Annotated in this window: 20 protein-coding genes; 12 read left to right on the forward strand and 8 right to left on the reverse strand. The window is 70.2% G+C overall.

Features of this window, described 5'->3' with window-relative positions:
- Positions 1–9 precede the first annotated feature (9 nt).
- Entirely contained in the window at positions 10–1,401 is a 1,392-nt protein-coding gene (locus AC1DYG_RS15340; protein ID WP_477640735.1) for an ATP-binding protein, read from the forward strand.
- A 12-nt stretch (positions 1,402–1,413) separates the two neighbouring features.
- On the opposite strand, the gene AC1DYG_RS15345 is transcribed toward AC1DYG_RS15340, so the two are convergent.
- Complete coding sequence (locus tag AC1DYG_RS15345; RefSeq protein ID WP_477640736.1) at positions 1,414–2,034, reverse strand: TMEM165/GDT1 family protein; 621 nt, start codon at positions 2,032–2,034, stop codon at positions 1,414–1,416.
- Between the two features lie 42 nt (positions 2,035–2,076).
- On the opposite strand from AC1DYG_RS15345, the gene AC1DYG_RS15350 reads away from it, so the two are divergent.
- Positions 2,077–2,493, forward strand: a complete 417-nt coding sequence (locus tag AC1DYG_RS15350) for a DUF4446 family protein (RefSeq protein ID WP_477640737.1) — start codon at positions 2,077–2,079, stop codon at positions 2,491–2,493.
- Between the two features lie 61 nt (positions 2,494–2,554).
- Positions 2,555–3,484 carry a prephenate dehydratase gene (gene pheA / locus AC1DYG_RS15355; protein ID WP_477640738.1) on the forward strand — a complete coding sequence of 310 codons (930 nt, stop codon included), beginning with the start codon at positions 2,555–2,557 and terminating at the stop codon, positions 3,482–3,484.
- 146 nt (positions 3,485–3,630) lie between these two features.
- Here the strand turns inward: pheA and zwf are convergent, their stop codons facing one another.
- A complete protein-coding gene (zwf, locus tag AC1DYG_RS15360; protein ID WP_477640835.1) occupies positions 3,631–5,061 on the reverse strand; it encodes a glucose-6-phosphate dehydrogenase in 1,431 nt (476 codons plus the stop codon).
- Between the two features lie 200 nt (positions 5,062–5,261).
- On the opposite strand from zwf, the gene efeU reads away from it, so the two are divergent.
- The 5 genes from efeU (at position 5,262) to AC1DYG_RS15385 (ending at position 9,776) form a co-directional block, all read left to right on the forward strand.
- Positions 5,262–6,119, forward strand: a complete 858-nt coding sequence (gene efeU, locus AC1DYG_RS15365; protein WP_477640739.1) for an iron uptake transporter permease EfeU — start codon at positions 5,262–5,264, stop codon at positions 6,117–6,119.
- A gap of 7 nt (positions 6,120–6,126) precedes the next feature.
- Positions 6,127–7,257 carry an iron uptake system protein EfeO gene (gene efeO, locus AC1DYG_RS15370; protein ID WP_477640740.1) on the forward strand — a complete coding sequence of 377 codons (1,131 nt, stop codon included), beginning with the start codon at positions 6,127–6,129 and terminating at the stop codon, positions 7,255–7,257.
- Positions 7,254–8,549 carry an iron uptake transporter deferrochelatase/peroxidase subunit gene (efeB, locus tag AC1DYG_RS15375; RefSeq protein ID WP_477640741.1) on the forward strand — a complete coding sequence of 432 codons (1,296 nt, stop codon included), beginning with the start codon at positions 7,254–7,256 and terminating at the stop codon, positions 8,547–8,549. Before efeO ends, efeB begins: the two co-directional genes overlap by 4 nt.
- A gap of 200 nt (positions 8,550–8,749) precedes the next feature.
- Positions 8,750–9,550 (forward strand): hypothetical protein, encoded by an 801-nt coding sequence (locus AC1DYG_RS15380; RefSeq protein WP_477640742.1) that lies wholly within the window; start codon positions 8,750–8,752, stop codon positions 9,548–9,550.
- A 10-nt stretch (positions 9,551–9,560) separates the two neighbouring features.
- A complete protein-coding gene (locus AC1DYG_RS15385) occupies positions 9,561–9,776 on the forward strand; it encodes a hypothetical protein (RefSeq protein WP_477640743.1) in 216 nt (71 codons plus the stop codon).
- A 42-nt stretch (positions 9,777–9,818) separates the two neighbouring features.
- Here the strand turns inward: AC1DYG_RS15385 and AC1DYG_RS15390 are convergent, their stop codons facing one another.
- Genes AC1DYG_RS15390 through AC1DYG_RS15400 form a run of 3 tightly spaced genes read right to left on the reverse strand, consistent with a single transcriptional unit; the run spans position 9,819 to position 12,306 of the window.
- Positions 9,819–10,529, reverse strand: a complete 711-nt coding sequence (locus tag AC1DYG_RS15390) for a phosphatase PAP2 family protein (RefSeq protein ID WP_477640744.1) — start codon at positions 10,527–10,529, stop codon at positions 9,819–9,821.
- A complete protein-coding gene (locus tag AC1DYG_RS15395) occupies positions 10,466–11,194 on the reverse strand; it encodes a phosphatase PAP2 family protein (RefSeq protein WP_477640745.1) in 729 nt (242 codons plus the stop codon). Before AC1DYG_RS15395 ends, AC1DYG_RS15390 begins: the two co-directional genes overlap by 64 nt.
- Positions 11,194–12,306: a diacylglycerol/lipid kinase family protein gene (locus AC1DYG_RS15400; RefSeq protein WP_477640746.1), complete on the reverse strand. Its 1,113-nt coding sequence runs from the start codon at positions 12,304–12,306 to the stop codon at positions 11,194–11,196. Before AC1DYG_RS15400 ends, AC1DYG_RS15395 begins: the two co-directional genes overlap by 1 nt.
- Positions 12,307–12,372: 66 nt before the next feature.
- Here AC1DYG_RS15400 and AC1DYG_RS15405 point away from each other — a divergent pair, with 66 nt between their 5' ends.
- Complete coding sequence (locus tag AC1DYG_RS15405; protein WP_477640747.1) at positions 12,373–12,918, forward strand: DinB family protein; 546 nt, start codon at positions 12,373–12,375, stop codon at positions 12,916–12,918.
- A gap of 46 nt (positions 12,919–12,964) precedes the next feature.
- On the opposite strand, the gene AC1DYG_RS15410 is transcribed toward AC1DYG_RS15405, so the two are convergent.
- Both AC1DYG_RS15410 and AC1DYG_RS15415 read right to left on the reverse strand, forming a co-directional pair.
- The gene (locus AC1DYG_RS15410; RefSeq protein WP_477640748.1) at positions 12,965–13,603 is read right to left on the reverse strand and encodes a LysE family translocator; all 639 of its coding nucleotides are present in this window, start codon (positions 13,601–13,603) and stop codon (positions 12,965–12,967) included.
- Positions 13,604–13,674: 71 nt separating this feature from the next.
- Positions 13,675–14,625, reverse strand: a complete 951-nt coding sequence (locus tag AC1DYG_RS15415; RefSeq protein ID WP_477640749.1) for a serine hydrolase — start codon at positions 14,623–14,625, stop codon at positions 13,675–13,677.
- A 121-nt stretch (positions 14,626–14,746) separates the two neighbouring features.
- Here AC1DYG_RS15415 and serS point away from each other — a divergent pair, with 121 nt between their 5' ends.
- From serS to AC1DYG_RS15430, 3 genes are read left to right on the forward strand one after another with little or no spacing between them, the layout of a single operon-like run.
- The gene (gene serS, locus AC1DYG_RS15420; protein WP_477640750.1) at positions 14,747–16,009 is read left to right on the forward strand and encodes a serine--tRNA ligase; all 1,263 of its coding nucleotides are present in this window, start codon (positions 14,747–14,749) and stop codon (positions 16,007–16,009) included.
- 24 nt (positions 16,010–16,033) lie between these two features.
- Complete coding sequence (locus AC1DYG_RS15425; RefSeq protein ID WP_477640751.1) at positions 16,034–17,245, forward strand: alpha-hydroxy acid oxidase; 1,212 nt, start codon at positions 16,034–16,036, stop codon at positions 17,243–17,245.
- Between the two features lie 10 nt (positions 17,246–17,255).
- Entirely contained in the window at positions 17,256–18,080 is an 825-nt protein-coding gene (locus AC1DYG_RS15430) for an HAD family hydrolase (protein ID WP_477640752.1), read from the forward strand.
- A gap of 43 nt (positions 18,081–18,123) precedes the next feature.
- Here the strand turns inward: AC1DYG_RS15430 and AC1DYG_RS15435 are convergent, their stop codons facing one another.
- The gene (locus tag AC1DYG_RS15435) at positions 18,124–18,732 is read right to left on the reverse strand and encodes an LURP-one-related family protein (RefSeq protein ID WP_477640753.1); all 609 of its coding nucleotides are present in this window, start codon (positions 18,730–18,732) and stop codon (positions 18,124–18,126) included.
- Positions 18,733–18,764 lie beyond the last annotated feature (32 nt).

Raw genomic sequence — 18,764 nt, forward strand, 5'->3', positions numbered from 1 at the left:
CGGAGGCTGATGGGCGCCGGTGAGCTGAGGGGCCTCGCGCTGTTCGACGGACTCGACGACGAGCAGCTCGAGCGGCTCTGGACCGCGGGCAGGGAGTGGACCTTCGAGACCGGTGACGTGCCCTTCCGCGAAGGGACGCCGGCCGACTTCTGGTGGGTGCTCCTCGAAGGGTCGCTCAGCCTCGTGCGTCGGGTCGGGCAGCAGGAGACCGAGCTGGGGGTGATGAGCTCGCCGGGCCAGTGGGCTGGTGGCTTCCAGGCCTGGGACGCCCACGGCGTCTACATGGCCACCGCCCGCGGCGTCGTGCCCGGGCGGCTGCTGCGCGTTCCGGCGGAGGCACTCGGGGACGTCGCGCGGGAGTGGTTTCCGTTCGGCGTCCACCTCATCTCGGGACTGGTCAACACGGTGCGCAGCATCGAGGCCAAGGCTCGCCAGCGCGAGTCGTTGGTCGCCCTGGGCACGCTCGCTGCCGGGCTCGCCCACGAGATCAACAACCCGGCTTCGGCCGCGACCCGTGCCGTCGACGCCCTCGACCAGGCCACCGAGGCGCTGCTGGCCTCGCTGCGACGGCTGGGTGAGAACTCCATGACCGCAGAGCAGTTCGTCGCGCTCGACACCCTGCGCCGAGGCATCGCCCCGGCAGCGCAGGAGCTCGACGCCCTCGGTGTCGCCGACCGCGAGGAGGAGCTGGCCGAATGGCTCGTCGCCCACGATGTCGAGCGCGACTGGGTGATCGCCCCGCCGTTCGCGGCGGCCGGAACCGGCGTCGACCTCTTCGAGCTGGCCGCAGCGGGACTGCACCCCGGCCAGCTCGAACCCGGCCTGGAGTGGATCGCGAGCTCGCTCACCGTGGTGGGGCTGCTGGGCGAGATCCGCGAGGCGACCCACCGCGTCTCGGAGCTGGTCGCGGCGGTCCGCTCCTACTCCCAGCTCGACCGGGCGCTCGTGCAGCCGACCGACGTCACCGAGGGCCTGGAGAGCACCCTCGTCATGCTCGGGCACAAGCTGCGGGGTGGGGTCACCGTGGTCCGCGACTACGCAGCCGACCTCCCCGTCGTCGAGGCGATCCCCGGCGAGCTCAACCAAGTCTGGACCAACGTGATCGACAACGCGGTGGATGCCATGGAGGGCAGTGGCACCCTGCGGATCGCGGTCCGGGGCATCGAGGACGGGGTCGTCGTGGAGATCGCCGACGACGGACCCGGCATCCCCGATGAGGTGGCCGACCATGCGTTCGAACCCTTCTTCACCACCAAGGAAGTCGGCAAGGGCACCGGGCTCGGCCTCGACATCTCCCGTCGGATCGTCGTGGAGCGCCACGGCGGCGACATCTCCCTGGAGTCGCGAGACGGTGGCGCGGTCGTCGTGGTGCGGCTGCCGTTGCGTCCGGCAGAGGGCTGAGGGTTGCTGCGGTCAGACGGTGATGACCTCGAGGATCTGGAGCACCGTCAGTGCCGCCAGCAGGAGGCAGACCCCGCCACCGATGCGCCGGATCGTGGCGAGCCTGACCCTGGCGAGCAGGGCTCGTCCGAGGACGGCTGCGAGTCCGGACACCGCGGCCAGCGCGAGGAACGCACCGATGAAGACCGACAGGGGTTCCTTGAACTGCAACACCATCGAAGCCGTCAGCAGCTGTGACAGGTCGCCCCACTCGGCGAGGAACAGCACCCCGAAGGACACCCCGATCGCCTTGAGGCCGACCGCGGTCGCCGCACCCTTGTGGGCGAACTCCTCCTCGGTCTCGGCCTCCTCCTCGTCGGCCTTGGCCGCGCCCCGGATCAGGATGATGCCGCCGACGAGGAACATGACTGCCGCGAAGATCTCGACCGGTCGCTTGGGCAGCTGGGCCAGCAGCCCCCCGACGGTGACGGCCACGGCGGTCTGGACGAGGAACGCCAGGGACACCCCGATCCAGACGTACAGCGGCCGGAACCGGGTGGCCAGCACGAGCGTCGCGATGAAGGTCTTGTCGGGCAGCTCGACCAGAAAGATCGAGCCGAACACGATGGCCATGGTGGCGAGGTCGAAATCCATATCGCGTCGACTGTATCCGCGCCCCCCCAATACGCTGACGGGGTGTCCGACCCCCAGATCCTCGCCACGGCAGCCCTCGTGGCTGCCGTCGTCGCGGTGGTCGTCGCACTGGTCGCCGTGGTCCGCCTGGGCAGGGTGCGGGCCCGGCTGCGCGTGATCGAGGGCCAGCGCCCCGTCGGCAGCGGCGACCTCGCCGCCCTGCGCGCCGACATCGCCCAGGCGCTGCGACACGTCGCCGTGGTCCGCTACGACGCGTTCGGCGACATGGGTGGTCGGCTGTCCTTCAGTGCCGCGGTCATCGACGACCAGGGTGACGGGCTGGTCTTCTCCTCGATCCACGCCCGCGGCGAGTCCCGCACCTATGCCAAGGGCATCGTCGGCGGCGGCTCCGACGCGACCCTGACGCCCGAGGAGCAGCAGGCCCTCGCGGCCGCCCGCACCGGATCCCCAGGAGCCTGACCTCCGTGACCCTCCGTGACCAGACCAGGACCCCACCAGTGACCAGACCAGGACCCCACCAGTGACCAGACACGGCTACTTCGGCCCCGCGGGCACCTTCACCCAGATGGCGTTGAACGCGTGGGCTCCGGCGGCGGGCCAGGAACACGTCGCCCTCCCATCGGTCGAGGCCGCCCTGGGTGCCCTGCGCGCCGGCGACATCGACGCCGCCATGGTGCCGATCGAGAACTCCGTCGAGGGAGGCGTGAGCGCCACCCTCGACGCCCTGGCCAGCGGTGACCCGCTGGTGGTGGTGGGCGAGGTCCTCGTCCCCATCACCTTCGTGCTCGCCGCCCCCGCGGGTATGCCGCTCGGCCAGGTCCGCGCCGTCGGCACCCACAGCCACGCCTGGGCCCAGGTACGCGGCTGGATGGGATCCACCCTTCCCGACGCGGTCTACGTCCCCACGTTGTCGACGGCAGCCGCCGCCGCCGGCCTGGCGGGCAGCGACGGCGAGCGCGCGGCATACCAGGCGGCGGTGTGTGCCCCGATCGCCGCGGCCAACCACGGCCTCGAGGTGCTGGCCGAGGACATTGGTGACAACGCCGCGGCGGTGACGCGGTTCGTCTCGGTCGCCCGCCCCGGGCAGCTGCCCGAACGCACCGGCGCCGACAAGACGACGTTGGTGCTGTTCCAGCGCGACGACCACGCCGGCGGGCTGTTGGAGCTGCTGGAACAGTTCGCCGTGCGCGGCATCAACATGTCGCGGCTCGAGTCCCGACCCACGAAGTCGTCGATGGGCGACTACTGCTTCTCCATCGACATCGAGGGGCACGTCCTCGACGAGCGGGTCGGCGAGGCACTGCTCGGGCTCAAGCGGGTCTGCGCGGACGTGCGGTTCCTCGGCAGCTACCCTGCCGCCCACGGCACCGCGGTGCACGTCACGCCGCACACCAGCGACGCGGCCTTCGGCGATGCCCGCGCCTGGCTGCACTCCCTGCGCGGCACCTGACCCGACTCACCCCTGACCCGACGCACCCTTGGCCCGTGCGCGCACCTTTATCGGGTTTAGGGGGAAGGTTGCGCTTCACCCGACAACCGTTCTCGGGTGAAGCGCAACAAAGTCCCTAAACCCGATAAAGGGGAGGTAGCCGGGGGCTACTTCTTCTCGCGCCAGACGCGTTCGAAGGGCAGTCGCCAGGCGTGGGGAGCGATCAGCTGGTGGATCGCGTTCGGACCCCAGCTGCCGACGGGGTAGGGCTTGGCCTCGGGTGGGTCGGCCAGCAATGGCTGCGAGCGCTCCCACAGCGACTCGATGCCCTCGGCCGTCGTGAACAGCGTGTGGTCGCCCCGCATCGCGTCGAGGATCAGTCGCTCGTAGGCCTCGAGGACGTCGCCGGCCCGCTCGGTCTCGCGCGTGGAGAACTGCATCGAGAGCTTCTCCAGGCGCATGCCGGGCCCGGGGCGCTTGCCGTAGAACGACAGCGACACCTTGGACTCGTCGGCCAGGTCGAAGGTCAGGTGGTCAGGCCCGGCCGACCCCACGCCGGAGTTCGCCGGGAACATCGAGCGCGGCGCCTCCTTGAACGCGATCGAGATGATGCGCGCGCCGTCGGCCATCTTCTTGCCGGTGCGCAGGTAGAACGGCACGCCCGCCCAGCGCCAGTTGTCGATCCCGGCCTTGAGCGCGATGAACGTCTCGGTGTCGGAGTCGGGGGCGACCCCGTCGAGCCCGGTGTAGCCGGCGAACTGGCCGCGCACGACGTCCGAAGGGTCGATCGGCATCAGCGACCGGAAGACCTTGTTCTTCTCCTCCGAGATGGCCCGCGGCTCCAGGGCGGTCGGCGGTTCCATGGCCACGAACGCCAGGACCTGGAACAGGTGGGTGACCACCATGTCCTTGTAGGCGCCGGTCGCCTCGTAGAAGTTGGCCCGCTCGTCCAGCCCGAGGGTCTCGGGGATGTCGATCTGGACGTGGTCGATGAAGTTGCGGTTCCAGATCGGCTCGAACAGCCCGTTGGCGAACCGGAAGGCCAGGATGTTCTGCGCCGCCTCCTTGCCGAGGAAGTGGTCGATCCGGAAGACCTGGCTCTCGTCGAACGTCTCGTGGACGGTGTTGTTGAGGGCGATGGCGCTCGCGAGGTCGGTGCCGAAGGGCTTCTCCATCACCACCCGTGAGCGCGCCACGAGGTCGGCGTCCCGCAGCATCGTGATCACCGCGACGGCCGCCTTGGGCGGGACCGACAGGTAGTGCAGCCGCTGGGCGTCCGGGCCGAGCGACTCCTCGGCGCGCTTGACCGCCTCAGCCAGGGGCCCGGGGCCGGCCGACTGGGGGATGTAGACGAGGTTGTCGTCGAACTTCTCCCACTGCTCCGGCGTGAGCGGGTGGGTGGCGAACTCGTCGACGGCCGTGCGGGCGAACTCACGGAACTGCTCGTCGGTCATCTCCTCGAGCGAGGTGCCCACGACCCGGATGGCGGGCGCCAGCTCCGACGTCGCCAGGTGGGCCATGCCGGGCAACAGCTTGCGACGGGCCAGGTCGCCGGTGGCTCCGAACAGCACGATGACGTGCGGATCGGCCTTCTCCACGGCGGCGCGCGAGCTGCGTGCGTCAGCGGCGGGATACGAGATCGTCTGGGCGCTGGGCGCGGTCTGCTCGGGCACCTTCCGATACTTCCACCGCAGGCGGGCCTGCGCACCCGGTTGTCCAGCGATTTGACGCGCGGGGTTAGGTGAGGCTTACCTTGGTTCTAATAACGCACCGTCGACATGCCGGAAATCAGGTCATCGTGCTCGTCAGCAATGCGCTCATCGGACTCCGTGAAGGGCTGGAGGCGGCCCTTGTCGTCGTCATCCTCGTCGCCTTCCTCGTCAGGACCGACCGCCGCTGGGCGCTCAAGCCCGTCTGGACCGGCGTCGCGCTCGCCGTCGTCCTCTCGGTCGGCCTCGGCGCGCTGCTCACGTTCGGCACCCGGCAGCTGTCCTTCGAGACCCAGGAGCTGATCGGCGGCAGCGCCTCGGTGCTCGCGGTCGCCTTCGTCACGGCCATGGTGTTCTGGATGCGCACCGCTGCCCGGACCATCTCGGGGGAGCTCAAGGGCAGGCTCGACCAGGCGCTCTCGATCGGCGGCTGGGCCGTGGCCCTGGTCGGCTTCCTGGGCGTCGGCCGCGAGGGACTCGAGACAGCGCTGTTCTTCTACGCCAGCGTCCAGACCGCGGGCAGCGGCACCGCCCAGCCGCTGGTCGGCTTCCTCCTCGGCATCGCCGTCGCCATCGTCCTCGGGGTGCTGATCTACCGCGGGGCCGTGCGCATCAACCTCTCGAAGTTCTTCCGCTACACCGGGATCGCGCTCATCGTCGTCGCCGCCGGGATCCTGTCCTACGGCATCCACGACCTGCAGGAAGCCGCCTTCCTGCCCGGACTCAACTCCCTGGCCTTCGACGTCAGCGCCACGATCCCGCCGGACTCCTGGTACGGCACGTTGCTCAAGGGCACCGTCAACTTCACGCCCAACACGACGTGGTTGCAGGCCATCGCCTGGACGCTCTACCTCGTCGTCGTGATGACCCTGTTCCTGCGACCCGCGCCGACGCCCAGCCCCAGCCAGCCGGCATACCCATCGCACGCCACCTCACCACTCACCTAGGAGCACCATGCGCATCGCCCCCGTCCCCGCCGCCCTCGGGGTCGCCGTCCTGCTGGCGACCGCTGCCTGTGCCGGCTCCGACGAGACCAGTGCCGCCGGCGGCAAGGGCCCGATCACGGTCGAGGCCACGGACACCTCGTGCACGGTGGGCCGCAGCGAGGCCGCCGCCGGGACCATCGAGTTCACGGTCCGGAACGCCGGCTCCAAGGTCAACGAGTTCTACCTCTACGGCGACGGTGACCAGATCATCGGTGAGGTCGAGAACCTCACGCCCGGCCTGACGCGCACCTTCCACGTCGAGGTCGCCAACCCCGGCTCCTACCAGACGGCCTGCAAGCCGGGCATGAAGGGCAAGGGGATCCGCGCCGACTTCACCATCACCGGCGCGACGGCCAGCCAGGCGCCCGACGCTGCCAGGGCAGCCGCGGTGACGAGCTACCAGGCCTTCGTCTCGGCGCAGTCCGACGAACTGCTCACCCGGACCACCGAGTTCGTCGGCCTGGTCAAGGCCGGCAAGGTCGAGGAGGCCAAGGCGGCGTTCCCCGTCGCCCGCGGGCCCTGGGAGCGGATCGAGCCGGTCGCGGAGTCGTTCGGCGACCTCGACCCGATGATCGACGGTCGCGAGGACGTCGTCGAGGAGGGCATGAAGTTCACCGGCTTCCACCGCCTGGAGAAAGACCTGTGGGTCACCGGTCTGCAGGCCGACTCGGCCGCGATCGCCGACAAGCTGCTCGTCGACGTCACGCAGATCGTGGCCCAGGCCAAGGCCGTCACGCTCAATCCGCTGCAGCTGGCCAACGGCGCCAAGGGGCTGCTCGACGAGGTCGCCGTCGGCAAGATCACCGGCGAGGAGGACCGCTACAGCCACACCGACCTCTACGACTTCGACGAGAACGTCAAGGGGTCCAAGGCCGCCATCGACGCCCTCCGCCCCGTGCTCAAGGCCCGTGACGGCGCCCTGCTCGCGTCCATCGACACCGGGTTCGCGGCGCTCGACGCCGAGCTCGACAAGTACCGCACCGACGCCGGCTTCCAGCTCTACACCGCCCTGTCCAAGGACCAGGTCAAGGCGCTGTCCGTTGCCGTCGACGCGGTCAGCGAGGACATCTCGAAGGTCGCCGGAGTGGTGGCCCAGTGACCGACCTCTCCCGTCGCAGGCTGCTCGGCGTCAGTGCGGGCGCCGTCGTCGCAGGGGGGCTCGCGGGCGTCGGTGGTGCGTATGCCGCGCAGCACGGATCGGGTGCCGGCGACGGTTCCGCCTTGGCCGGGGACGGCGTGGTCGGGGACGCGGCGGTCGGGGACGCCGAGGTGGTGTTCAGGGGTGAGCACCAGCCGGGGATCATCACCCCCGCCCAGGACCGGATGCATTTCGTCGCGCTCGACGTCGTCACCAAGGACGGCGCCGCAGTCGCCGAGATGCTGAAGGCGTGGACTCGAGCCGCCGAGCGGATGTCCGTGGGTGCCGAGGCGGCGCCCGGCGGAGTCGTAGGTGGCGGCCCCTACCGGGCGCCGCAGGACACCGGTGAGGCGTACGACCTCGATGCGTCGGACCTGACGATCACCATCGGCTACGGACCCTCGCTCTTCGACGACCGGTTCGGGCTGGCCGATCGCAGGCCGGCCGCGCTGAAGGACCTCCCGGGCTTCGTGGGCGACGACCTCGACCCGGCCCGCAGCGGGGGAGACATCTGCATCCAGGCCTGCGCCAATGACCCGCAGGTCGCCGTGCACGCCGTGCGCAACCTCGTCAGGATCGGTTTCGGCGTGGTGTCCGTGCGCTGGAGCCAGCTCGGCTTCGGGCGGACGTCGTCGACCACCCGCCGCCAGGTGACCCCCCGCAACATGTTCGGGTTCAAGGACGGCACCAACAACCTCAAGGCCGAGGACGGTGCCGCCCTCGCCGAGCACGTCTGGGTGCAGCCGGACGACGTGCCCGGCGCGAGTGCCTGGATGGCCGGTGGCTCCTACCTCGTGGCCCGCCGGATCCGGATGCACATCGAGATCTGGGACCGCACCACGCTGCAGGAACAGCAGGAGATCATCGGCCGCGACAAGGGCGAGGGCGCTCCCCTGGGCCGGAAGGCCGAGTTCGACACGCTCGACTTCGACGCCAAGGGCGCCGACGGCAAGCCCGCCATCCCGGTCGACGCCCACGTGGCGCTCGCCCACGAGAGCCGGCTGAACGGCATCCGCATCCTGCGCCGGGGCTACAACTTCACCGACGGGTCCGATGGCGTCGGGCACCTCGATGCAGGGTTGTTCTTCATCGGGTTCATGCGCGACGCGCACACCCAGTTCGTGCCCATGCAGCGGTCATTGGCGGCCAAGGACGGGCTCAACGAGTACATCGAGCACACCGGATCGGCGATCTTCGCCTGCCCGCCCGGGCTCGGTCCCGACGAGCACTGGGGTCAGGACCTCTTCAGCTAGTCGGCGCCGCCGGACTCTTCCTTCGCGCGGCCCACCCCACGTCCCGCTGCGCTGTCCGCCGGGTTTCTACTGACCAGAAACATAGGGTTGCATAGAGAGTTCTTCTGTGGTTTGTTTGGGTATGCATCCAAATGCTTGGATGTATGTCCATGTTCATTCCGCACTCGCAAGCCGGGTGCGGAAGCACGAGGGGGAAACACATGCAACGTTGGAAATCGGTCCTGGTGACCCTTGCGGCCGCAGCTCTGCTGGTCGGTCAGGCGCCAGGGGCCCAGGCTGCCGACCACACCACGGACGGTGTGGTGCAGCGCTCGGTGGGCGTCGACCAGCAGGTCCGTGAGGTCACCGGCACGGTGGACCTGGCTGGTGTCAGCATCACCGCCCCGCGGGATCGCAGGGCCTATGCGACGCAGGACGCCGTGATCGCGGCGCTGGAGGAGGGACAGACCACCGCGTCGTTCGGCCTGCCGGCGACGGGGGAGCTGCAGGCCGACGGCTCGGTCGTCCTGAGCAGGGAGGCGTCGCCGGGAGTGCGGCTGAGCGCCGAGATCGCCCCGCCGTGGGCCAAGGATGCCAGCGGCAGGTCACTGTCGACCTGGTACGTGCTCGACTCGTCCCGCCGGGTCCTGACCCAGCACGTCGACACCGAAGGAGCGACGTACCCGATCGCAGCCGACCCTCGGCTGACCTACGGGTGGGGCATCTACCTGAACGTGACGGGGGCTGAGGCCAAGGCGATTGGCAGCGCGGTGATCGCGGTGGGCGGGGCGGGAGCCGTGGTGGCGTGTTCGGGTCTGTCGAAGTTCCCGGTCCTGTTGGGGCGCATCGTGCAGCTCCTGTGCACCGTCGTCGGCGTCCCCACGATCCGAGCCATCCTCAACTCGATCGTCTCGCTCTGGCGCACGGGGGGAAGCACCTCGAGCGCCACCTGCTACCAGAGGCGCATCGTGGGCCCGTCGACCGGCTGGTACAAAGTAGCCCTGTCCAACTGCGTCGGATGAGGGGTGAGCCATGAGGGTCGTGGACTTCCTGGCCGTGCTCGCGGCCTGGTCCGCCGGAGCGCTGGGCCTCTGGTGGACGGACAGCTGGCTGGTCGCCATCCCCGTCTGCGTCGTGCTGACCTTGCTGTATCACCGTGTTCTCCGTGGGCGCATCGCAGATCGGGTGACCCGGCGGCAACGTGAGTACGACGCGACAGTGGACGCACGGCTGACGACGCACCACTGACGACGCACCACTGAGACGGCCGTCGACGACGTGGGTCGGGGGTCAGGCTGGTTCCAGCTGAGGCGCTGCCGACCCGCGCACCCCATCGGCGCCCTCAGCACGGGTGCGGTGGCGGTACCACTGGAAGACGAGCACGGCGCAGACGACCCCGTTGACCAGCCCGGCGACCACGTCGGAGATGTGGTGGGCGCCGCGGTAGAGCCGGGCCATCCCGACGAGGAACGGGATGACGCCACACAGGGTCATCAACAGCCGGCGGAGCCACGGGCGCTCGATGCGCGTTGCCGCCATGAGGAGCAACGAGAAGTACAGCGCCGTGGAGGCGCCGGTGTGACCACTGGGATAGCTGGTCGTCGGCGGTGAGGTGTCCATGGGGTTGGCCGGGGGTCGCGCCCGTCCGACCGCAAGCGTCAGGAACAGGAAGATCGTCGCCTGCAGCGAGATCGAGATGAGCGGCACGACGGACCACCGCCACTCGCGGGTGCGCCACCAGATGAGGGCGACGGCGATGAGGCACACGCCGATGACGATCTCGGTGTTGCCCAGCCTCGAGAAGACCCAGCTGATCGGGTTCCAGAAGTCGGTGCGATCACGGCTCAGCGCCCTCGCCGCCCTGTCCTCGGCCTTGTCGATCGCCGAGAAGGGTCCGGTGATGAGCAGGCCGAGGCCGGCGAGCACCCCGAAGAGGACTACGCCGGGTGCGACGGCCCTGGTGAGGAGGTCGCGGCCGTCTTGCCAATGAATCCGAGCCATGAGGAGAACGTAACGCCAATCCCGAGGATCCACCCAGCCAGCACGTCCGACGGGAAGTGCACGCCGAGGAAGATCCGGTCCAGGCCCACGGCCAGGGCACACACCACGGCGACGGCCACGCTGACCCGGTGGCCCACCGTCGAGAGCAGCGGCCAGAGCAGGAACACGACCACCGTGCCGACCACGGCGACGTTGAACGCGTGGCCCGACGGGAACGAGTAACCGGGGGAGTGCGAGATCGGGTCGTCGACGATCGGGCGGGCGCGTCCGACCAGCGCCTTGGCCAGCAAGCCGACGTTCCAGGCGACCATCATCGTGACGAAAGCCCACAGCGCCCGGCTGCGAAGGCCCTTGGCCAGCCACGCCCAGAGCGCGACGCCCGTCGCCACGACGTAGAGCAGGAACGGTTGGCTCCCTGTCTGCAGCGCGAGGAGGGCGCCAGCCGTGTCGTGCGCGCGCGTGAAGTCGGTGGCTGAGCGGATCAGGTCGGTGTCGAGCCGGATCAGGGGGTCGAACTTCTGGCGCACCGCAAACCCGAGCAGCAGCACGGGGACGACGAACAGCACCATGGCTGCAGCGCCGCGCGCCAGCCGCGCGGCGCGCGAGCTGCGTGGCGTGCCAGGGGTGCGAGGCGAGCGCGGCGTGGCCGTGGTGGAGGAGGACATCAGTCGAGCGATCCGACCCGGACGACGAGGGCGCCGGGCACAACCTCGGCGGCGATCGCGCGGGCCTTGCCGAGGGTGTCGCCGTCGATCTGGACCTCCTGGGGACGATCTGCGCGGACGCGGACGGACGGGCTCGTGTAGTGGTCGACGATCTGGTGGCCCTTGCGCTTCTTGGACGCGAGCCGTGCGGCGACGGCGGCCCAGCCCACGACGCCCTTGGGCGACAGGATGACCATGTCGAGCTGGCCGTCGTCGACCTCGGCCTCGGGCATCAGCACCAGTCCGCCGAGCAGCTTGCCGCAGTTGCCGATGACGACGGTGCGAGCGCGCCGGGTGAACTCCTCCTGGTCCTCGACCTTCACGCGCACCTTGAACTGCGGGCCGCGCAGGTTGCGAGTGCCGGAGACCACGTAGGCCGCGGGGCCCACCTTGGCCTTGAGCCCCTCCGGGGCATCGGCCATGATCGCCGCGTCGAAGCCGAGGCCGGCCATGACGAGGAAGATGTGGGTGGCCGGCCGGTCGTCCTCGCCCGAGGTGTCCATCGTGAGGCGACCGACGTCGACGCGCTTGTTCTGGCCGGTGAGGGCGATCCGCAGCGCGTCGCCGAGGTCGTCGACGGGCAGGTCGAGGTTGCGGGCCAGCAGGTTGCCGGTGCCCCCGGGCAGCAACCCCATGGGGGTCTCGCTGCCGACCATCGCCTCGGCCACGGCGCGCACGGTGCCGTCCCCACCGAGGGGGCAGACGAGGTCGACGCCCTTCGCCAGGGCCTGCTTGGCCTGTCCCGTGCCGGGATCGCGCTCGGTCGTGAGGATGAACAGTGGCTCGGCCCAGCCGTGGTTGACCGACTGCTCGGTGATCCTCCGGCGCACCGCAGCCACGTCGTCGAACTTCGTGGGGTTGACGATGATGGCTGCGCGGCGGATCGGCGAGTCGGACACGGTGCCTTCCGGGCGGAAGTCGTTGCGGTGCGGGCGACGCCCCCATCGACGACCACGGTGGGCACCACCGGCAGCGAGCCCGCGCATCCCTGCCCACCCGGCGACGCCGAGGGCGAGCAGGATGACGAGGGCGATCGCCCCGAAGGCGATCCAGCCGGAATGTTCGCGGAGCACGGGCCGACGCTACCCCACGGTCGGCGTGCCATCAGCACAGGTCAGAGCCCGGATACTGTGTTCGACATGGGTGACCTCAACGCCGACGCGAGCGACCAGATCGTCCCCGACACCAAGGACTGGACCTGGACCCTCGCCCGGCCTTGTCCTGACTGCGGATTCGAGGCGGCGTCCGTCGCGCGGGCCGACATCGCACCGTTGACCCTGGCATCGACTGCTCCGTGGACGACCGTGCTCGAGCGCGCCTCGGCCCGCGAACGGCCGGCTCCCACCGTGTGGTCGCCTCTGGAGTACGCGTGCCACGTCAGGGACGTGTGCCGGATCTTCAAGGGCAGGGTCGAGCTGATGCTGGAGCAGGACGGGCCGCAGTTCGCCAACTGGGACCAGGACGAGACGGCGGTCGCCGAACGCTACGGCGAGCAGGACCCGGCAGTCGTCAGTGGTGAGGTCCAGCGGGCTGCCGCCGCCGTCGCGGCCGTGTTCGCGGCGGTGCCCGACGACGCCTGGGAGCGCACCGGTCTGCGCAGCGACGGGTCCGAGTTCACGGTGCACACGCTCGGGCAGTACTTCCTGCACGACCTCGCCCACCACCTCGTCGACGTGGGCGCCTGAGCCGCGCACGCGGCATACCTGCGCCCGAAGGTGGGCAACGCGGCGGTCAGGCCTTCTGGGGGTGGCCGGTGAGGGCGGCCGCCCCGCCCATCGCGAGGAAGATGCTCCCCGACACGTACTTCTGCCGCTCCACCGCCCGCGGGTGGCGGGCCAGCCACTGGCCGAGCGAGCCGGCGGTGAGCGCGTAGACGCTGTCGAAGACCGCGCCGATCACGACGAAGATCGCCCCGAGGACGAGCACCTGCGACCAGATCGCGCCGGACTCGCGGTGCAGGAACTGTGGGAAGAAGGCCACGAAGAAGACGGCCGTCTTGGGGTTCGAGATGCCCACGAGGAAGGCGTCCCCGAACGCGCGACCTGAGTTGGTGACGGGCGCGCGGTCGAGGGAGAAGTGCCCCTTGCTTCGGAACTCGCGGATGGCGAGCCACACCAGGTATGCCGCGCCGGCGTACTTCACGACGGAGAAGGCCAGGACCGACGAGCTGATCACCGCGGACAGGCCGAACGCCGTCGCGACCACCATCACCGCTGTCGCCGTCTCGATGCCGGCCATCGACGCGACCGCAAGCCGGCGGCTGCCCTGTCCGATCCCCCGGGAGATGAGGAACAGCATTGCCGGACCGGGCAGCAGGATGAGCGCGGTGGCGGCGAGGGCGAACGACGCGAGGGTGGGCGTGGACGGCATACCCGCAAGGATCGCGCCCGACTGCCCCCGAGGGCAACGGGATTCGGCGTCTGCCCAGGGTGCGAGATGACTCAGACCCCGAGGTGCTTGCGGGTCAAGGTCGCGGCCTGCTCGACGATCTCGATGCCCTGGCCCTGAGACGTCGCCTTCTGGCTGAGGATGGCCAGCCGAAGGTCCAGTGCCGGACCGGTGATCCGGCCGATGCTGTTGACGATCCACCGCTTGCCGAGGGTCGAGCGGGGCAGCCAGCCGTTCTTGAGGCTGACGCTGTCGCCGCGGTGGGCGGCGGCGCTCACGCCCCACTTCTGCTCGGCGATGACGTCCTCCATGAGGTCGAGGAGCAACGCCCCTGATCGGGCATTCAGGGGTGAGGTCTTCGTCCCCGCCGCGCTGATCGCCCCGAGGAACCGCAGCTGGTCGCGCGCGGTGGTCCGGGTCAACCCCCAGCTGTAGTCGAAGCACTGGGTCGCCCTCAGTCCGAACCGCTCGTTCGCGTCCTCCATGCCGTCCGCGAGGCCGATCTCGCGGAACAGCGTCCAGGCTGACTCGTGGTCGCTCAGGCGGATCATCTGGCCGGCGACGGCCAGCTGCCGCGCGGAGATCCGCGAGCCGCGGTCCTGGAGCTGGAGCAGCAGGGCCGCCAGGATGTCGGCCTTCGCGATGCTGGCCGTCTCGATGGTTGTGTCGGCGCCCCACGTGAAGGACCGTTTCGACCGGGCCTCGGTCGCCGCGACCCCCAGGTCGACGCCGTAGCGGCGGGACAGGGCGGACAGCTCGTCGCGCAAGGCACCCAGGGTCGCGGCGGGTCGGGCGGGGGCCTTCGTCGGCGCGGGAGCCCGGCTGGTCGTGGACGGCGCTGCGGTGGTGGGCGCGGTGGTGGTTGATGGTGACACGGTCGGCGCGCTCGACCTCCCGTCCGCGGGACCGGTCGTGGGGGRCGGGGCCCCCTGCGTGGAGTCGCGGCCGCAGGCCGCCGCGGCACCGAGCGGCGCGAGGAGGAGGAGGTGCCGCCGCGAGAGCATGCAGGCATTGTGACCTGCGGAGGCCTGGGAGCCCAGCGCGGTTCCTGTGCCGAGCCCCCGAGGGTGGGGCACGGCATACACGGCGTCCATCGGGCCCGGGAGCGCTCGGTAGTCTTGCCCGGTGATCGACATCAAGCTCCTGCGTGAGGACCCGGACCGTGTCCGCGCCAGCCAGCGCGCCCGCGGTGAGGACGACGGGATCGTCGACTCGATCCTCGCTGCCGAGCAGACGCACCGCTCCTCCCTCACCGAGTTCGAGCAGCTGCGTGCCACCCAGAAGTCGATGGGCAAGCAGGTCGCGCAGGCGCAGGGAGACGAGAAGCAGGCGCTGCTCGCCCAGACCAAGGAGCTCTCGGCGCGGGTCAAGCAGCTGCAGACCGACGCCGATGCCGCGCAGGTCGAGCTGGACGTGCTGATCCGCCAGATCGGCAACATCGTCGAGGACGGTGTCCCGGTGGGCGGCGAGGACGACTACACCGTGCTCGAGACGGTCGGCTCCGTGCCGGAGTTCGACTTCGAGCCGCGGGACCACCTGGCGCTCGGCGAGTCGCTCGCGGCCATCGACATGGAGCGTGGCGCGAAGGTCAGCGGGTCGCGCTTCTACTTCCTCACCGGCGTCGGCGCCCGGCTCGAGCTCGCGCTGCTCACCATGGGCATCGCCCAGGCCGTCGAGCACGGCTTCACCCCGATGATCACGCCCACGCTGGTCAAGGCCGACGTGATGGCCGGAGCCGGCTTCATCGACAAGCACGGCGACGAGGTCTACCGCCTCGAAGCCGACGACCTCTACCTCACCGGGACGTCCGAGGTGGCGCTCGCCGGCTACCACGCCGACGAGATCCTGGACCTGTCGGAGGGCCCGAAGCGGTATGCCGGGTGGTCGGCCTGCTACCGCCGCGAGGCCGGGTCGCACGGCAAGGACACCCGCGGCATCATCCGCGTCCACCAGTTCCACAAGGTCGAGATGTTCACCTACTGCCGCGTCGAGGACGCGACGGCCGAGCACCAGCGGCTGCTCGGGTGGGAGAAGGAGATGCTCGCCAAGATCGAGGTGCCCTACCGCATCATCGACACGGCGGCGGGCGACCTCGGCGGACCGGCGGCGCGCAAGTTCGACTGCGAGGCCTGGGTGCCCACCCAGGGCCGCTACCGCGAGCTGACCTCCACCTCCAACTGCACGACCTACCAGGCTCGACGGTTGGGCACTCGTGAGCGCGACCCCCACGGCTCGGGCACCCGGGCCGTCGCCACGCTCAACGGGACCCTCGCGACGACGCGCTGGATGGTCGCCATCCTCGAGAACCACCAGCAGGCCGACGGCTCGGTCCTCGTCCCCAAGGCACTGCAGCCCTTCCTCGGCCTCGAGGTCCTCAAGCCGGTGTAGCCGTTCGCGGGTAGCGTCGGCAGGGTGAGCGATCGACAGCTGCCCAGGTGGAGCGAGCTCAAGCCGCTGCTGCGCCCCCGGCCCGTCGAGCTCAACGCCAAGAAGCGGCGGCTCGCGTCCGCCCTGACGATCGCGGACCTGCGCGAGGTGGCCAGGCGACGTACGCCGCGCTCGGTGTTCGACTACACCGACGGTGCTGCCGAGGGCGAGCTCAGCCTGCAGCGGGCCCGGGCGACGTTCCGCGACCTGACCTTCCAGCCGTCGGTGCTGCGCGACGTCGGCGACATCGACACGACGACCACGGTGCTCGGCACACCGTCGGCCCTGCCGTTCGGCTTCGGCCCGACCGGGTTCACGCGGATGATGCACCACGAGGGCGAGCGGGCCGTGGTCCGGGTGGCCGAGCGGCTCGGCATCCCCTACGGCTTGTCCACCTTGGGCACGACCGACGTCGAGGGCGTCGCAGAGGCTTCGCCGGGCGCGCGCAAGTGGTTCCAGCTCTATGTCTGGCGTGACCACGCTCCCGCGGAGGACCTGATGGCGCGGGCCAGGGCCGCAGGGTTCGAGGCGCTCATCCTCACCGTCGACGTCCCGGTCGCGGGCGTGCGGCTGCGCGACGTGCGCAACGGCTTCAACATCCCCCCGGCGCTGTCCGCGAGGACCGTCCTCGACGGCGCGATGCACCCGAACTGGTGGCTCAACTTCCTCACCACCGAGCCACTGCGGTTCGCCAGCCTGGACCGCTGGGACGGCACCGTCGCCGAGATGATGAACGCCCTCTTCGACCCCACCATGACGGTCAAGGACCTCGACTGGGTGCGCTCGACGTGGGACGGGCCGCTCATCGTCAAGGGGATCCAGACCGTCGACGACGCCCGCCGGATGTTCGACGCCGGCGCCGACGCGATCGTGCTGTCCAACCACGGCGGTCGCCAGCTCGACAAGGCCCCAGTGCCGGTGCGGCTGCTCCCGGACGTGCGCGAGGCGCTGGGTGACGGCCCGGAGGTGATGGTCGACACCGGCGTCATGTCCGGCTCCGACGTCGTCGCCGCCATGGCGCTCGGCGCCAGCTCGGTGCTCGTCGGGCGCGCCTATCTCTACGGACTCATGGCCGGCGGCGAGGACGGTGTCGAACGCGCGGCGCAGATCCTGGCCACCGAGGTGCGACGCACGATGGCCCTGCTGGGCGCTCGCCGGATCGCGGACCTCGGGCCGCAGCACGTCCGCCTTCCGTAGGCTGCCCCGCATGACCGATGCCCACCAGGCGACCGATCCCCAGTTCGTGCCTCGCCTCATCGCCCTCGATCTCGACGGCACGACGATCAACCACGCCGGTGAGCTGTCACCCGACGTGCGCGAGGCCGTGCACGCCGTCGTGGCCGCGGGTCACCACGTCATCGTCGCCACCGGGCGCTCCATCGTGGCGACGACGACGATCCTCGCCGAGCTCGGGATCGAGAGCGGGTATGCCGTGTGTTCAAACGGCGCGGTCACCCTCGAGTTGGATCCGTTGGCGGACAACGGGTTTCGCATCATCGAGGCCGTCACCTTCGACCCTGCCCCGGCGCTGAACCTCCTGCGCCACGAGTGGCCTGGGGCGGTCGTGGCGGTCGAGGAGCTCGGCCTCGGCTTCAAGCTGAGCGCACCGTTCCCGGACGGTGAGCTCCAGGGCGAGCTCCGCGTCGTGGAGTGGGAGGAGCTGGTCGCCGAACCCGTGACCCGCGTGACCTTCCGGGCGCCCGGCGGCACCGCCGAGGACTTCCTGGCCCTCACCGAACGCATCGGCCTGCACGGCGTGAACTACGCCGTCGGGTTCAGCGCCTGGCTCGACCTCAACCCCGAAGGCGTCTCCAAGGGCTCCGCCCTCGAGCTCCTGCGCCGCCGGCTGGAAGTCGAGCCGCGGCATACCGTCGCCATCGGGGACCAGCGCAACGACGTCGAGATGTTGCACTGGGCCGCCCGCGGTGTCGCGATGGGCAACGCCCCTGATGAGGTCAAGGCGATCGCCGACGAGGTCACCCTCGACGTCGACGACGACGGGCTGGTGCCCGTCCTGCGTTCCCTGCTCTAGTCGCCCGGCCGGGGCTCAGCGGCCTCGGCCCAGCGACCCCGGATCAGCGGCCCTGGAGCGCGTCGAGGGCGACGGCCATGCCCAGGCCCACGCGCCAGTCGAGCTGCCAGCCGTTGCTGGCCTGCGGCATGCGGATGTCATAGCGGTCGCGCAGCGAGCGCTGGCGCTCCGAGGACAGGACGACGCTGCCGTCCGGCGCGGTGAAGTCGAAGTGGAAGATGAAGGGCAGCGGGATCTCGCCGACGACCGGGAGCAGGTCCCACACGCGCCGCAGGATCGCGATGTTCTGGTTGCGCTCGGTCCCGAACGCCTGGAGTCCGTCGGGCGTCCCGAGGTGCCACGACGAACGCAACAGCGACTTGCCGAAGTCCTTGCGGAACCAGCCGATCGAGGCACCGGAGGCGTCGAACACGTCGTAGGTCGCGCCGAGGTCCATCCGGGTCCGCGCCTTGAACGAGAACACCGGCTGCGTGCGGGCCTCGTCGGCGTAGAAGGTCACCTGCTCCTTGAACGCCATCCGCTTCTGCTGGGCGATCGCGATGACCGGCCCCTCGACCCCGGCGGCATCCACCGACCGGATCTCGTAGCGGTTGACCATCATCGTGATCTTCTGGCGGAGGGAGAAGTGTTCGGTGACCGTGGGCTGGCTCATGGCCGACAGTCTGCCTGACCCGGGTCGGTTTG

The organism is Pedococcus sp. P1_H8 (genome assembly GCF_056405175.1).

Coding starts and splice junctions, on each gene's coding strand:
- AC1DYG_RS15340 (WP_477640735.1), top strand. CDS start 10: ATGGGCGCCGGTGAGCTGAGGGGCCTCGCGCTGTTCGACGGACTCGAC.
- AC1DYG_RS15345 (WP_477640736.1), bottom strand. CDS start 2,034: ATGGATTTCGACCTCGCCACCATGGCCATCGTGTTCGGCTCGATCTTT.
- efeO (WP_477640740.1), top strand. CDS start 6,127: ATGCGCATCGCCCCCGTCCCCGCCGCCCTCGGGGTCGCCGTCCTGCTG.
- AC1DYG_RS15380 (WP_477640742.1), top strand. CDS start 8,750: ATGCAACGTTGGAAATCGGTCCTGGTGACCCTTGCGGCCGCAGCTCTG.
- AC1DYG_RS15385 (WP_477640743.1), top strand. CDS start 9,561: ATGAGGGTCGTGGACTTCCTGGCCGTGCTCGCGGCCTGGTCCGCCGGA.
- AC1DYG_RS15390 (WP_477640744.1), bottom strand. CDS start 10,529: ATGGCTCGGATTCATTGGCAAGACGGCCGCGACCTCCTCACCAGGGCC.
- AC1DYG_RS15395 (WP_477640745.1), bottom strand. CDS start 11,194: ATGTCCTCCTCCACCACGGCCACGCCGCGCTCGCCTCGCACCCCTGGC.
- AC1DYG_RS15405 (WP_477640747.1), top strand. CDS start 12,373: ATGGGTGACCTCAACGCCGACGCGAGCGACCAGATCGTCCCCGACACC.
- AC1DYG_RS15410 (WP_477640748.1), bottom strand. CDS start 13,603: ATGCCGTCCACGCCCACCCTCGCGTCGTTCGCCCTCGCCGCCACCGCG.
- AC1DYG_RS15430 (WP_477640752.1), top strand. CDS start 17,256: ATGACCGATGCCCACCAGGCGACCGATCCCCAGTTCGTGCCTCGCCTC.
- AC1DYG_RS15435 (WP_477640753.1), bottom strand. CDS start 18,732: ATGAGCCAGCCCACGGTCACCGAACACTTCTCCCTCCGCCAGAAGATC.